Here is a 14,092-nt window from a genome sequence, read left to right on the forward strand (position 1 = left end):
CCTTCCTATCCAAAAATATATCAGAAAAATAACTAATATCTTAGTTGTGGATTTGATATGTCTAATCCCGTCGAGTTCCCGTCGCTTCAGCTTTCCGATCTGGTCTCGCCGCAGGACCTGCAGGCTGGTGGGAGCATGACCAATCGGATCCATGCGCTGCTGCGCAAGCTGATTGTCGAGGTGAAGCTGTTGCCGGGACGCGCGCTTTCCGAAAAGGAGATCGCGGCTCTGCTGAACGTGAGCAAGACACCGGTTCGCGAGGCGATCATCCGGCTTGCGGAAGAGGGGTTTGTCACCGTCGTGCCGCAGGGCGGCACCTATATCGCGCCGATCGACGTGCAGCGTTACATGGAAGCCTGCTTCGTCCGCTTCAGGCTCGAGGAGGGGGCGGTTATCGAGGCCGCCAAGCGGCATTCACTGGAAGACATTGCACGACTGAAGACCTGTCTTGCCCAGCAGCGTGCCGCCGCCGCGGACGAGCAGTTCACCGATTTCTTTCTGCTGGACGAGGAGTTCCATCGCACGATCTTCGCCGCCGCTCGCCTGCCTGGGGCGTGGAGCGTCGTCAACCAGGCGAAGGGCGAGATGGACCGGATGCGGCACCTGAAGCGGGTGTTCGCCGTGCGCCGCACCGAAAAGGTGATCGAGGAGCACGAGAGCATCGTGGCTGCCATCGAGTCCGGCGATATCGAAGGCGCGCGCGAGGCGGTTCAGCGCCATCTCGGATCGCTTGAATCCAAGATCGCGGAACTGTCCAAGAACCCCAGGATCTGGACCTACATCGAGCAGGTCAACACACGCGTCACCAGGAAGCGCGTCTCCAGAGGCTCCAAATAGCCGGCCTGAACGTCCGAGGCTTTTGAGGAGGGGCCTTTCATGTCCGCAGTTCAAATCAACAACGTCGCCAAGAGATACGGTTCCCTGGAAGTCGTCCATGGCATCGATCTGGCGATCCAGCCGCAGGAATTCGTCGTCCTGGTCGGACCGTCCGGATGCGGCAAGTCAACGACGCTGCGCATGGTTGCCGGGTTGGAGGAGATTTCCGACGGGACGATCTCGATCGGCGGGCGGGTGGTCAACAAGGTCGCGCCCAAAGACCGTGACGTGGCGATGGTGTTCCAGAACTATGCGCTCTACCCCCACCTGAACGTCGCCGAGAACATCGCCTTCGGCCTGCGTGTCCGGGGCGAGAAGCGCGAGGTGATCGACAAGGCGGTAGCGGAGGCCGCGCAAATCCTGGGGCTGACGGCCTATCTGACGCGCAAGCCGGCCGATCTCTCCGGCGGGCAGCGCCAGCGTGTCGCCATGGGCCGCGCCATCGTTCGCAAGCCCAAGGTTTTCCTGTTCGATGAACCGCTCTCCAATCTCGACGCCAAGCTGCGCACCCATATGCGCGCCGAGATCAAGCAGCTGCACAAGCGCATGCAGGCGACCAGCATCTATGTGACGCACGACCAGGTCGAAGCGATGACCCTGGCAGACCGCATCGTCATCATGAATGGCGGCAATATCGAGCAGGTCGGCTCGCCGATGGACGTGTTTCTCGAGCCGGCCAACACTTTCGTCGCCGGCTTTGTCGGCTCTCCGCCGATGAACCTTCTGGATGCCGTCGTTGCGAAGCGCGACGGTGGGGCGAAGGCCGTTCTGACGGGGGAGGGCGGCCAGAGCCTCAGCATTCCGGACGCCTTTGCGAAGGCAGCGACGGAAGGCCAGCCGATCAAGCTCGGGCTGCGACCCGAAATCATGTCCGTGCGGACCGATGACGGACGTGAAACGCTGGACTGTGCCATCGAGCTTGTGGAGCCGCTCGGCGCCGAGGCGCTGCTTCACGGCGAGGCGAACGGGCAGTCCTTCATCGCAAAGGCGGAAACGCTCTATTCCCACCACGAGCTGAACGGCGTGAGGCGGCTGGGCATCGACACGACGCGCATCCACGTCTTCGATGCGGCAACCGGCAGGTCTCTCAAGGCCGCAAGCGGATCGCGGCCATGAAGCAGAATTTCCGCCGGATGCTGCACGATTTCTGGGAGGACATGCGGCGGGACTGGCAGCTTTATCTGCTGCTCGCGCCGATGGTCATCTGGTTCTCGCTGTTTCTCTACAAGCCCATGTACGGGCTTCTGATCGCGTTCAAGGATTTTTCGATTTTCCGCGGCATCGAGGGAAGCCCGTGGGTGGGTTTTGCGAATTTCGTGGAGCTCATCCACAACGATATGTTCATCCGGGCCTTCTGGAACACGATCACCATCAGCGGCCTCGGCCTGATATTCGCGTTTCCGGTGCCGATCATCCTGGCGTTGATGTTCAACGAGGTCCAGAACGCGGTGGCGCGCCGCTGGGCGCAGACGATCGTCTATCTGCCGCACTTCATCTCGGTGGTGATCGTTGCGGGCATCGTCATCAATTTCCTGTCGCCGTCGACCGGTGTCGTCAATCTGCTTGCGAAGGGACTTGGGCTGGAACCGGTCTATTTCCTGACCCAGCCGGAGTGGTTCCGGCCGGTCTTCATCGGATCGTCGATCTGGAAGGAGGCCGGGTTCGAATCGATCGTTTACCTGGCGGCGATCGCCGGCGTGAGCCCGACCCTGTATGAATCCGCGCGGGTCGATGGCGCATCGCGTTGGCAGATGATGTGGCGCATCACGCTGCCCTGCATCCTGCCGACCATCATCATCATGCTGATCATACGCATCGGCAATCTGGTCGAGGTCGGTTTCGAATACATCATCCTGCTCTACCGCCCGTCCACCTACGAAACCGCCGACGTCGTCTCGACCTTCATTTATCGGACCGGCCTGCAGGGAACCCAGTACGACCTGGCCACCGCCGCCGGCCTGTTCAACGCCGTCATCGCTTTCGTCCTTGTCTATTCGGCAAATCGCATCAGCCGAAAAGTCTCTTCGACATCGCTTTGGTGAGGAGCTGAAGATGGCAAGCTTCAATCTCTATTCCCGCGGTGACAGGATCTTCGGCTGGGCCAACGCCATTCTCCTCGGCCTGTTCGTCCTGTCGACGCTCTATCCGTTCATCTACGTCCTGTCGGTCTCGCTGTCGTCCGGAGCCGCCGTCACCGCCGGCCGCGTGACGCTCTGGCCGGTCGATGTCACGCTCGCGGCCTATGACCGCGTGCTGTCGGACAGGATGTTCTGGGTCGCCTATGGCAACACCTTCATCTACACCTTCGGCGGCACGCTGATGAGCCTGGCGATCATGATACCCGGGGCTTACGCCCTTTCGCGAAGGCGCCTGCGCGGCCGTACCTTCTTCAACATCGCGATCGCCTTCACGCTGTGGTTCCATGCGGGCATGATCCCGTTCTTCATGAACATGCGGGATCTCGGGCTGCTGGACAGTCGTTTCGGCATCATCATCGGCTTTGCCGCGAACGCCTTCAACGTCATCCTGTTGCGCAACTTCTTCGAGGCCGTGCCGAAATCCTTCGAGGAAGCGGCCAAGATGGACGGCGCGAGCGAACTGCAGCTTCTTTGGAAGGTCTTCATTCCGCTGTCCAAGCCGGCGATCGTCACCGTTGCGCTGTTCTGCATCGTCTCGCGCTGGAACGGTTACTTCTGGGCCATGGTGCTCCTGCGCGGCGAGGAGAAGATCCCGCTGCAGGTCTATCTGAAGCGGGTGATCGTCGACCTCAACGCGAATGATGAGTTTGCCTCGAGCCTGCTGACGGCCCGGTATTCGTTCGAAACCGTAACCTCGGCGATCATGATCGCCTCCATCATCCCCGTCCTCATCATTTATCCCTACGCGCAGAAGTATTTCACGAAGGGAATTCTGCTGGGCGGGGTCAAAGAGTAACAACACAGGGAGGAGAACCGGTGAAAGCACTGCAGAAGAGAGCGCGTCTACTGGCGCTGATGACGGCCGTTGCGGCGGCATCGCCCGGCTGGGCACAGGATGCGGGCAAGATAACGGAGGACCCGCTGGAGCTGACGATCCATTTCCACTTCCGCGACAAATACGTCTATTCGGAAAAGTGGCCGGTGGAGCAGAACGCGGCCGAGCTCACCAACATCCACGTCCGCAACGTGGCCTCGCTTGCCACGACCAGCAGCCGCGACGCGTTCAACCTCATGATCGCTTCGGGCGAGCTTCCCGACATCGTTGGCGGCGACGCGACCGGCGGGCTGAAAGAAGACTTCATCCGCTACGGTCTGGAAGGAGCCTTCGTCCCGCTCAACGATCTGATCGCCGAAAACGCACCTCACCTGAAGGCGTTCTTCGACAGCCATCCCGAAATCCGCAACGCGATTTCGGGGCCGGACGGCAACATCTATTTCATCCCCTATGTGCCTGACGGGAAGTTTTCGCGGGGCTGGTTCATCCGTCAGGATTGGCTCGATAAGCTCGGGTTGAAAAGGCCTGAAACGCCGGAAGAGGTCTACGAGGTCCTCAAGGCTTTCCGCGACAACGACCCCAACGGCAACGGGGTCAAGGACGAGGTGCCTTACTTTGCCCGTGAGGAAGTCGATGCAGTCCGCCTCATCAATCTGTGGGATGCGCGTGTATCGGGCTCCGAGCGCTACGGCGACTTTGCCGTCTATGACGGAAAACTTCGTCATCCCTGGGTCGAGGAAAATTACAAGACCGGGATTTCGCATGTCGCCCAGTGGTACAAGGAAGGGCTGATCGACAAGGAGATCTTCACGCGCGGCGCCCGCTCGCGAGAATATCTTTTGGGCAACGATCTCGGCGGCATGACGCATGACTGGTTCGCCAGCACCTCAACCTACAACGATGCGTTGTCACCCAAAATCGAAGGGTTCGCCCTGAAGCCGATGCTGCCGCCCAAAACGGTTTCCGGAGAACGCTTCGAAGACGCCCGGCGATTGCGCGTCCAGCCGGTCGGATGGGCGATTTCGGCGACCAACGAGCACCCGGTCGAGACGATCAGATATTTCGATTTCTGGTTCTCCGAGCAGGGCCGCATCCTGTCGAACTTCGGCGTCGAAGGTCTGACCTATGAGATGGTCGACGGCAAGCCGCGGTTCAAAAAGGAGGTTCTGGAGAACAAGGACCCCGTCAACGCACAGCTCTGGGCGATCGGAGCCCAGGTACCGCGCGGCTATTGGATGACCTACGAATACGAGCGCCAATGGACCAACAAGATCGCGCTTGAAGGCATCGAGATGTACGAGAAGTGCGACTGCCTCAAGGAAGAGTTCCTGGGCGTCTCGCTCAATGCCGAGGAAAAGGCTGTCTTTGACCGCTATTGGCCGAGCATCCTCACCTACATGACCGAGATGCAGCAGACATGGGTGCTGGGCGCCCAGGACGTCGATGCCGGCTGGGAGGCCTACAAGAAGCGCCTGACCGATCTCGGGTACGACCAGGTCATCGAGATCATGCAGGCCGCCTACGACCGCCAATACGCGGCGCGATAAGCTTTCTTCACGCGGGATGGCGGCGCGACCGCCATCCTTTCCCTCCGCATTCACAGGAGTTCCAGCCGCGATGCGTCACTCTGCCCCGGCCACAGCCAAACAGGCCCATCTCGACGAACCCCGGCCGGGTTCATTGACCATCGGCTACATGCCGAGCGAGCCGTGCCCTCCAAAGGAAAACCCGCCGCGCTTTTCCTGGCTTCCCGATATCGACGACGGCGCGCGATACGTGCTGCGCATCTCGACCGATTCCGGTTTCGCCGACGACAAGACACGCACTTTTCCGGATCTGGCGTGGAATTTCTTCACCCCGGACGAGGCGCTGCCGGCGGGGCGCTATCACTGGTCTTACGCGCTCTGGGATCAGGATACCGCGACACGCAGTTCCAACTGGAGTGCCGTGCGCAGCTTCGAGATCACCGACGCCTTGCCCAAAACCCCGCTGCCCGGCCGGGCCGCCCGGCACGCCGCCGGGCATATGAGCCATCCCCGCCTGTGGCTCGATCCCGACCAGCTCAGCGCCTTCGCCGCTGCCGTGGCCAAGAATCCCGACCACTGCGGCTGGTCGGATTTCTTCGCCAAATCGGTGCAGCCCTGGCTGGAGCGTCCAATCATCGGGGAGCCCAGGCCTTATCCCAACAACACGCGCGTCGCGACCCTCTGGCGGCAGATGTATATCGACTGCCAGGAGGTCATCTATGCGATCCGGCACCTTGCCATCGCGGGCCGCGTCCTCGGGCGCGACGACCTGCTCGACGCCTCCTGCGACTGGTTGCTGGCCGTAGCCGCTTGGGATCCGAGCGGCACGACCTCACGCGCCTATAACGACGAAGCGGCCTTCCGCATCGTCGTCGCGTTGGCCTGGGGTTATGACTGGCTTCACGATCACCTGAGCGAGGAACAGCGCGAAACCGTGCGGTCCGTTCTTCTGCGCCGCACGCGGGAGGTGGCCGAACACGTCATCGCCCATGCGCGTATTCACGTGTTTCCCTATGACAGCCATGCCGTGCGCTCGCTCTCGGCGGTGCTGGCGCCGGCCTGTATCGCGCTTTGCGGCGAAAGTGACGAGGCAACGGAATGGCTCGACTACACCGTCGAGTTCCTGGCCACCCTCTATTCTCCCTGGGCCGGAACGGACGGGGGATGGGCCGAGGGGCCCCATTACTGGATGACCGGCATGGCCTATCTCATCGAGGCAGCCAATCTGATCCGGTCCTATCTCGACTTCGACCTCTATCAGCGGCCGTTTTTCCAAAACACTGGCAGGTTCCCCCTTTACACCAAGGCGCCGGGGACCCGGCGTGCGGGTTTCGGCGACGATTCAACCATGGGCGATCTTCCGGGCCTGAAGGTCGGCTACAATGTACGCCAGTTTGCCGGCGTGACCGGCGACGGTCACTATCAATGGTATTTCGATCGCATCAGAGCGGATGCGGCCGGCACCGAAGCGGCCTTCTACAACTACGGTTGGTGGGACCTGAACTTCGACGACCTTGTCTATCGTCACGACTATCGCGACGTGGCGGCAACCTCGCCGGCCGACCTGCCTGCTCTCGCCGTTTTCCACGATATCGGCTGGGCGGCCATCCAGAAGAACATGGACGACCCCGACGGGCACCTGCAGTTCGTCTTCAAATCGAGCCCCTACGGCTCGCTCAGCCACAGCCACGGCGACCAGAACGCTTTCGTTCTCTATGCCTATGGCGAGGACCTCGCGATCCAGTCCGGCCATTACGTCGCCTTCAATTCCAGCATGCATCTTCATTGGCGCCGGCAGACCCGGTCGAAGAACGCCGTGCTGATCGGCGGCAAGGGCCAGTATGCGGAAAAGGACAAGGCGCTCGCCCGCCGCGCCGGCGGCCGCATCGTGGATGTCGAGGAAAAGCCCGGCCATGTGCGCCTGGTCGGCGATGCGACGGCCGCCTATCAGGTCGCCAACCCGCTGGTTCAAAGGGCGGAGCGCGAAATCCATTTCGTCAACGACAGCTATTTCGTGATCGTCGATCGGGTGGAGTGCTCCGAGCCCCAGGAACTGCAGTGGCTTTGCCACACGGTCGGAGCGCCGCAGACCGGCCGCTCGAGTTTTCGCTACAACGGCCGCAAGGCGGGCTTTTATGGCCAGTTCGTGTTTTCCTCCGCCGGCATGCCGCAGATCACCGCCATCGAGGGCTTCACGGGCATCGACCCGGCGGAACATGAAGGGCTCGATGTCCATCACCACGTCTGTGCCGAAGTGCCGGCGGCGGTAAGCCACCGCCTGGTGACCCTTCTCGTCCCCTACAGCCTGAAGGAGCCGAAGCGCATCTTCAGCTTCATCGATGATCAGGGATTCTCCACCGACATCTATTTCACCGATGTCGATGACTGCCGCTTCAAGCTTTCCATCCCCAAGCAATTCTAGTTCGCAGGAGGTTTTCAATGCAGCGTTTCGTCAACAGGACCGTCGTCGTCGCCGGGGCCGGCCGGGACATCGGGCGCGCCTGCGCCATTCGCTTTGCCGAGGAAGGCGCCAACGTCGTCCTCACCTACAACGGCGCTGCGGACGGGGCGGCCAAGGCAGTTGCCGAGATCGAGAAGCTCGGACGTTCGGCCGTGGCAATCAAGGCTGATCTGACGAACGCGGCCGAGGCCGAAGCGGCGGTTGTCGCGGCAGCCGATCGGTTCGGCACTATCCATGGCCTCGTCCACGTCGCAGGCGGCCTGATTGCCCGAAAGACGATGGCGGAAATGGACGAAGCCTTCTGGCACGAGGTCCTCGACGTGAACCTGACCTCCCTGTTCCTGACCGCAAAGGCTGCCCTTCCGAGAATGGCCAAGGGCGGCGCGATCGTGACCTTTTCCTCCCAGGCCGGTCGTGACGGTGGCGGGCCGGGCGCTATCGCCTATGCCACGTCGAAAGGCGCGGTCATGACCTTCACCCGCGGTCTTGCAAAGGAAGCCGGTCCGGGCATCCGCGTGAATGCCGTATGTCCCGGCATGATCGCGACGACCTTTCACGACACCTTCACCAAGCCCGAAGTTCGCGAGCGGGTGGCCGGCGCTGCGTTGATGAAGCGGGAAGGGGCGAGCGAGGAGGTCGCCGCGCTGGTGGCCTTCCTCGCATCGGATGATGCGGCCTACATCACCGGAGCCTGCTATGACATCAACGGCGGCGTCCTGTTCTCGTGAGGCGTCGGTGGGTTTGATGTCCGTGTCCCTGCCAAGAGCCGGACGGATCGCCATCCTCGGCACTTCGCTCGTCCAGCAGAACCATTTTGGTGACCGGACCTTGCTGGCCACCTCGGCTCGCGGTTGGATGAGTTGGGCCGAGGTTCTGTCGCACGGCAGGCTCGCCTGCCCCGTTCATCATGATCCGCGCGTGCTGTCCGGCTGGGAGCCCAGCAATCGCCAAGGCGTCAGCCGGTTCTTCTCGGGCCTCAATTTCGGGGTTTCGGGGCAGAAGGCGATCGAGATCGAGCGTCGCCTGCCGGGGCTTCTGGAGTGGGACTTCGATCTGGTCATCGTTGATGCGGGCACCAACGACATGATGGTGGAGACGCGCCAGGCCATCGCGAGGACGCGCGCGCGGATCGCTTCCACGTTGCTCGATGCCGGAAAGACCGTCATCCTGCTCCCGATCCTGGCGCGCAGCGTCGGGAAATGGCCGGCAGGTGGAGCGGAGCGGGCAAAAGCGCATTGGATAAACCGGCAGAGCATCGAGTTTGCCGCCGCCAACGGCAACTGCCATATCTTCGACTGGAACGCCGCCTGGGTCGATCCGGACAACGAGTTTGGCGAACCGTTTGAGGGCTATTCCAATGACGGGACGCATTTTTCCGTGCTGGGCGGCTTTGCCGTCGGCCGCCAGCTGGCGCGCTATCTGCAAAGCATCGTGCCGTGGGCGCCCGATCGCGTTCTCGCGAGAGACGATCGTTTCGACCCCGTGAACAATCCGCTCGGCAATCTGGCTTCGGAGCTCGATGCCCGGGCGATCACCGCGAGCGGGGAGGCAAGCCACTCTCTCGGTGGCGAGATCGCCCATCCCGGCGTCGGTGTCTGGGTGGAGGCGACCTGCGACGTGGACGTGCCTGCCCACGAGGGCGTCCTTGGCATATCGCTTCGCCTGAAGGATGGCGCGGAGGACGGGCAGGAGGTGATTGCGCTGGCGCCGTTCCACGGCGATGACGGACGGCCGTTTCCATTTCCGAGCACGGCCTGGCGTGGGACGCTGAGGACACCGCCCCTGAAACTGAAGCCGGGGCAAAGAGCGCCCGAGCTTCATCTCCACGTCATCCTGCGCCAGAATGCGATGCCGATCGAGATCGCGCTCGCCCGGATCGATGTCCGTCCCGTTCCGAGCCCGGTGCGCGCATGATGGGAAGCCGGCGTAAACCCAGGCTCCTCATAGCCATGCGGAAGGAGCTTCCCGAAGGGTTTTTCGGGCCGCCTGAATGGGCGAGATTGAAGGCCGTGACCGATATCATTCCCGGCTTTCCCTATGCGAATGTCGATGATCCTTCGGGCGCTGCAGCTCTCGCGGAGGCGGATATCCTCCTGGGTGCCTGGGGCGCGCCGTCATTGACGAGGGAGCGCCTCAGCCGTGCGCCCCGCCTCAGAATGGTTGCCTATGCGGCGGCGTCCGTGCGCACTGTGGCACCGGCCGAATTCTGGGAGGCATCCGATATCCTGGTTACCACCGCCGCATCCGCCATGGCCGTTCCGGTCGCCGAGTTCACCTTTGCGGCGATCATCATGTGCGGCAAGGATGTCTTCCGGTTGCGCGACGACCACCGCAAAGAGCGCGGGGCGGGCGGTTTCGGCAGCCGGCGCGGCCTGAACCTGCCCCATCTCGGCAATCACGCCCGTCGGGTCGGCATCGTCGGTGCTTCGCGGATCGGCCGCCGGGTCATCGAAATGCTCGCCCGCAGCAAATTCGAGATCGCCGTCTACGATCCGTTCCTGGACGCGCGAGAGGCCGTCGCGCTGGGGGCGGTGAAGATGGATCTGCATGATCTTCTCGCATGGGCCGACACGGTCTCGCTGCATGCGCCGATCCTGCCCGAGACCCACCATATGATCGGCGCGCGCGAATTGTCGCTGATGGCGGATCACGCGGTTCTCATCAACACGGCGCGCGGCTGGCTCGTCGATCATGATGCGTTGCTGGCCGAAGCCCGATCGGGACGCTTGCGTGTTCTGATCGATACGCCCGACCCCGAGCCCTTGCCGACGGACAGTCCGTTCTACGATCTTCCCAATGTCGTCCTGACTCCGCACATCGCCGGAGCGTTGGGGAATGAACTGAAGGCGCTTTCCGATCTGGCCATCACGGAGATCGAACGGTTTGTCGGCGGTCTTGCACCGCTGCATCCGGTGCGCGAAGACGATCTGGATCGTATGGCATGAGCGGATTCGACCATTGCTTCTCGACGCTCGGCTGCTCGGAACTGAGCCTTCACCAGGTCGCCGATCTCGCGGGGCGGAACGGTATCGAGACCGTGGAACTGCGTGCCCTGTCGGGAACGCTCGATCTGCCGGCCGCGCTCGCTGCTGAGTTCGGAGCCCCTGACGGGCTGGCGGCTTTTCTGACCCAGCGCAAGCTGCGGGTCGCCGCGCTGAACACGTCCGTCCGGCTGTTCGACGGAGCCGATCTTTCTGCGATCGAGCCATTTGTCGCCTGGGCCGAGGCGGCCGGTGCCGACCATCTGCGTGTCTTCGATGGCGGCGGTCGGCTGAGCCGAGCCGCTCTGGACCGAGCCGCAGATTGGCTGGAAGCCTGGCAGGCCGATCGGCGGTCGCGCGGTCTGAAGGTCGATCTGATGATCGAGACCCATGACGCACTGGCGGATTACGGGCAGCTTGTTGCGTTCGTCGAACGCGTGCCGGCGGCGCGGATCCTCTGGGACTCGCATCACACCTGGGCGAGGGGCGCCGACATGGAAGCCCTTTGGCACCGCATCGCGAAAAGCGTCGTTCATGTGCACGTCAAGGACAGCAAGCCTGACGGCGATGGCCACCGACGATACGTGTTGCCGGGCCGGGGGGATTTCCCGATGCCAAGCCTGCTTGCGCTTCTCCGGTCAAGCGGGCGCCGGATTCCCCTCAGCCTGGAATGGGAGCGCCACTGGCATCCGGAACTTTCGCCTCTGGAGGAGGCGCTGACGGCCGCACGTGCCTGGTGGGGACAGGAAGATTTCCGATGCGCATAGCCGAGATCCACCTCACGCCCGTCGCGATTCCCGACAGGCCTCTCCTGAACTGCAAGGGGGTCCACCAGCCTCACGCCTTGCGCACCGTCATCGAGGTCGTTTGCGATGACGGGACTGTCGGACTGGGGGAAACCTATGGAAGCATCAAGGCCCTGGAGGGCTTGAGGCGCGCGGCAGGCGCTTTGATCGGGCTCGATCCGTTTCATCTCCACGCGCTGAAGTCCCGCGTCGTTGCCGCGCTGCCCGAAGGCGGCGGCATCAATGCAAAATCTGCCGTCGCAGATCACAAGCTGACGGATGTGGTGGCCTCGGCCTATGAGGTTGCCTGCCTCGATATCCAGGGAAAGTCGCTAGGACGACCCGTGGTCGATCTGCTCGGAGGCCCGGTGCGCGCCAGCGTCTCCTTCGGTGCCTATCTCTTCTTCAAGTTCGGCGCCCATATCGGCCAGGCACAGGACGAGTGGGGCGAGGTGCTCACACCCGACCAGATGGTTGAGGAAGCGCGGGGCATGGTCGAAGCCCATGGCTTCCGTTCCCTCAAGCTCAAGGGCGGAGTGCTGCATCCCGATCTCGAGATCGAGACGATGCTGAAGCTGCGCGAGGCCTTCCCCGGCCATCCGCTGCGCATCGACCCGAACGGCGGCTGGACCGTCGAGACCGCCATCCATGTCGCCCGGAAGCTGGAAAACGTCCTCGAATATCTGGAGGATCCGGTGATCGGCATGGATCGGATGGCTGAAGTCGCCGCGGCGACCTCGATCCCGCTCGCCACCAACATGATCGTGCTGGAGTTCGATCAGATCGCCGAAGCCGTCCGAAAAAGGGCGGTGCAGATCGTGCTTTCCGACCATCATTATTGGGGTGGCCTGCGAGCTTCCGTGCAGCTTGGCAAAATATGCGAGGTTTTGGGGCTCGGTGTGTCGATGCACTCGAACTCCCATCTCGGGATCACGCTTGCAGCGATGCTTCACACGGCGGCAGCAACGCCGAATCTGAGTTTCGACTGTGACACGCATTATCCCTGGACCGGCGTCGATGTGATCGAAGGTCAGCCGTTCTCTTTCCGCAATGGAGCCCTGGCCGTGCCGAGCGGACCAGGCCTCGGCGTCACGCTCGACCGGGGCAGGCTCGCCCAACTCGCCGCCCTTTACGAGCAGGCGGGCACGAAGGAGCGGGACGATACCGCCTATATGAAGCAATTCGATCCGGCTTACGAACGCCGCGTGCCGCGCTGGTAGCGACCGGGCACGAACGTCGGCAGGACGGGAAATCCGGTCCTGATCTTCCTTGGGAATTCAAAGTTCGGCCAAGCGTCTCGGCACGCTTTTCCTGCCACTTCGTGCACGCTTCCTCGTCGGTCGCAAGGCTGTGAAGCATTTTGACGACAGCGACATATTCGCAGAATTGGTTGCCGACGGGAGCGTGTAATCGCGCTGGTTGCTGTGATGGGCCTTTTCGAAAGCCCCCTTGCCAAGGCGAGGGCGTTCGGCTATCCGAGATGCGTTATATGATAACATAACATTTCATGAACGCTGATCGTCTCCGTCAGCAACCAGTAGAGGGTTCCAAATGCAAACGATGTTCACGAGGTGCGCCGGCGCACTGGCGATGGGTTCGATGCTGCTTTTTCTCGCGCAGGCAGGCGCGCAGGAGAGCCGGAGCGGCAACGCTCCGACGCACGCTCACGACAATGCGCATGACCACTCCCACGGTGCCGACGACGCCATCTACAAAGGGTATTTCGAAGACGGCCAGATCGCCGCTCGCATGCTCTCGGACTGGGAGGGCGATTGGCAGTCCGTCTATCCCTATCTGCAGGATGGCACGCTGGACCCGGTTATGGCGCATAAGTCGGAGCAGGGCGACAAGAGCGCTGCGGAATACCGCGCCTATTACGAGACGGGATACAAGACCGATGTCGATCGCATCGTCATCAGCGGCGACAGCGTCACGTTCCATGAGGACGGTAAGGCCGTCGAAGGCCGTTACGCTTCGGATGGATACGAGATCCTGACCTATGAGAAGGGCAATCGAGGCGTGCGCTATATCTTCGAGAAGACCGGAGGCGACGGCGAGGCTCCGCGGTTCATCCAGTTCAGCGATCACCGCATCGCGCCAGCGCAGGCCGATCACTACCATCTCTATTGGGGGAGCGACCGCGCGGCCTTGCTGAAGGAAGTGACCAACTGGCCGACCTACTATCCCTCGTCGCTGAGCGGAGAACAGATCGCCGGCGAGATGATGGCGCATTGATCGTCTGTTGACAGCACGCGATGCCGAGATAATTTGTCGTCGGAAACGGTGCCCAGATGGGCTTGAAAGGGAATCCGGTGCCGCAGGCCTGTCCTGCGAATTCCGGAACTGCCCCCGCAACTGTAGGTGACCGTTCCGTTCCGCCGGCCCCAGGGTCGGAGCCACTGTGCGCATGCGCATGGGAAGGCCAGGAACGGAACCAGGGTCGCAAGTCAGGAGACCTGCCGTTCCGGAGTCGCGAGCAGCGTGGCTTCT

Annotated in this window: 12 protein-coding genes and 1 riboswitch; all 12 genes read left to right on the forward strand. The window is 62.3% G+C overall.

Annotated elements, in window-relative coordinates; all coding sequences use genetic code 11:
- Positions 1-57 precede the first annotated feature (57 nt).
- The 12 genes from NUU27_RS04405 (at position 58) to NUU27_RS04460 (ending at position 13,837) form a co-directional block, all read left to right on the forward strand.
- Positions 58-837, forward strand: a complete 780-nt coding sequence (locus NUU27_RS04405) for a GntR family transcriptional regulator (protein ID WP_257760849.1) — start codon at positions 58-60, stop codon at positions 835-837.
- A gap of 39 nt (positions 838-876) precedes the next feature.
- Positions 877-1,992, forward strand: coding sequence for an ABC transporter ATP-binding protein (locus tag NUU27_RS04410; RefSeq protein ID WP_257760850.1), 1,116 nt, complete (start codon positions 877-879; stop codon positions 1,990-1,992).
- A complete protein-coding gene (locus tag NUU27_RS04415) occupies positions 1,989-2,918 on the forward strand; it encodes a sugar ABC transporter permease (protein WP_257760851.1) in 930 nt (309 codons plus the stop codon). The genes NUU27_RS04410 and NUU27_RS04415 overlap by 4 nt, the downstream gene beginning before the upstream one ends.
- A gap of 10 nt (positions 2,919-2,928) precedes the next feature.
- On the forward strand, positions 2,929-3,810 hold the full coding sequence (locus tag NUU27_RS04420) for a carbohydrate ABC transporter permease (protein ID WP_257760852.1): 882 nt from the start codon (positions 2,929-2,931) through the stop codon (positions 3,808-3,810).
- Positions 3,811-3,869: 59 nt separating this feature from the next.
- The gene (locus tag NUU27_RS04425) at positions 3,870-5,396 is read left to right on the forward strand and encodes an extracellular solute-binding protein (protein ID WP_257760884.1); all 1,527 of its coding nucleotides are present in this window, start codon (positions 3,870-3,872) and stop codon (positions 5,394-5,396) included.
- A 70-nt stretch (positions 5,397-5,466) separates the two neighbouring features.
- Positions 5,467-7,797, forward strand: a complete 2,331-nt coding sequence (locus tag NUU27_RS04430; protein ID WP_257760853.1) for an alginate lyase — start codon at positions 5,467-5,469, stop codon at positions 7,795-7,797.
- A gap of 17 nt (positions 7,798-7,814) precedes the next feature.
- Entirely contained in the window at positions 7,815-8,564 is a 750-nt protein-coding gene (locus tag NUU27_RS04435) for an SDR family NAD(P)-dependent oxidoreductase (RefSeq protein WP_257760854.1), read from the forward strand.
- Positions 8,565-8,580: 16 nt separating this feature from the next.
- The gene (locus tag NUU27_RS04440; RefSeq protein ID WP_257760855.1) at positions 8,581-9,750 is read left to right on the forward strand and encodes an SGNH/GDSL hydrolase family protein; all 1,170 of its coding nucleotides are present in this window, start codon (positions 8,581-8,583) and stop codon (positions 9,748-9,750) included.
- Positions 9,747-10,781 carry a hydroxyacid dehydrogenase gene (locus NUU27_RS04445; RefSeq protein ID WP_257760856.1) on the forward strand — a complete coding sequence of 345 codons (1,035 nt, stop codon included), beginning with the start codon at positions 9,747-9,749 and terminating at the stop codon, positions 10,779-10,781. The genes NUU27_RS04440 and NUU27_RS04445 overlap by 4 nt, the downstream gene beginning before the upstream one ends.
- Positions 10,778-11,584, forward strand: coding sequence for a sugar phosphate isomerase/epimerase (locus tag NUU27_RS04450; RefSeq protein WP_257760857.1), 807 nt, complete (start codon positions 10,778-10,780; stop codon positions 11,582-11,584). The genes NUU27_RS04445 and NUU27_RS04450 overlap by 4 nt, the downstream gene beginning before the upstream one ends.
- Positions 11,575-12,822: a glucarate dehydratase family protein gene (locus tag NUU27_RS04455; RefSeq protein WP_257760858.1), complete on the forward strand. Its 1,248-nt coding sequence runs from the start codon at positions 11,575-11,577 to the stop codon at positions 12,820-12,822. Before NUU27_RS04450 ends, NUU27_RS04455 begins: the two co-directional genes overlap by 10 nt.
- A 331-nt stretch (positions 12,823-13,153) precedes the next feature.
- The gene (locus NUU27_RS04460) at positions 13,154-13,837 is read left to right on the forward strand and encodes a metal-binding protein ZinT (RefSeq protein WP_257760859.1); all 684 of its coding nucleotides are present in this window, start codon (positions 13,154-13,156) and stop codon (positions 13,835-13,837) included.
- A 29-nt stretch (positions 13,838-13,866) separates the two neighbouring features.
- Positions 13,867-14,081, forward strand: a riboswitch (cobalamin riboswitch).
- Positions 14,082-14,092 lie beyond the last annotated feature (11 nt).

The organism is Nitratireductor sp. ZSWI3 (assembly GCF_024655565.1).
Taxonomy (GTDB): domain Bacteria; phylum Pseudomonadota; class Alphaproteobacteria; order Rhizobiales; family Rhizobiaceae; genus Nitratireductor.

What these genes read in the sequence shown, in the direction of transcription:
- NUU27_RS04450 (WP_257760857.1), top strand. Translation starts at nt 10,778, where the DNA reads ATGAGCGGATTCGACCATTGCTTCTCGACGCTCGGCTGCTCGGAACTG.
- NUU27_RS04410 (WP_257760850.1), top strand. Translation starts at nt 877, where the DNA reads ATGTCCGCAGTTCAAATCAACAACGTCGCCAAGAGATACGGTTCCCTG.
- NUU27_RS04415 (WP_257760851.1), top strand. Translation starts at nt 1,989, where the DNA reads ATGAAGCAGAATTTCCGCCGGATGCTGCACGATTTCTGGGAGGACATG.
- NUU27_RS04455 (WP_257760858.1), top strand. Translation starts at nt 11,575, where the DNA reads ATGCGCATAGCCGAGATCCACCTCACGCCCGTCGCGATTCCCGACAGG.
- NUU27_RS04420 (WP_257760852.1), top strand. Translation starts at nt 2,929, where the DNA reads ATGGCAAGCTTCAATCTCTATTCCCGCGGTGACAGGATCTTCGGCTGG.
- NUU27_RS04425 (WP_257760884.1), top strand. Translation starts at nt 3,870, where the DNA reads ATGACGGCCGTTGCGGCGGCATCGCCCGGCTGGGCACAGGATGCGGGC.
- NUU27_RS04445 (WP_257760856.1), top strand. Translation starts at nt 9,747, where the DNA reads ATGATGGGAAGCCGGCGTAAACCCAGGCTCCTCATAGCCATGCGGAAG.
- NUU27_RS04405 (WP_257760849.1), top strand. Translation starts at nt 58, where the DNA reads ATGTCTAATCCCGTCGAGTTCCCGTCGCTTCAGCTTTCCGATCTGGTC.
- NUU27_RS04440 (WP_257760855.1), top strand. Translation starts at nt 8,581, where the DNA reads ATGTCCGTGTCCCTGCCAAGAGCCGGACGGATCGCCATCCTCGGCACT.
- NUU27_RS04435 (WP_257760854.1), top strand. Translation starts at nt 7,815, where the DNA reads ATGCAGCGTTTCGTCAACAGGACCGTCGTCGTCGCCGGGGCCGGCCGG.
- NUU27_RS04430 (WP_257760853.1), top strand. Translation starts at nt 5,467, where the DNA reads ATGCGTCACTCTGCCCCGGCCACAGCCAAACAGGCCCATCTCGACGAA.
- NUU27_RS04460 (WP_257760859.1), top strand. Translation starts at nt 13,154, where the DNA reads ATGCAAACGATGTTCACGAGGTGCGCCGGCGCACTGGCGATGGGTTCG.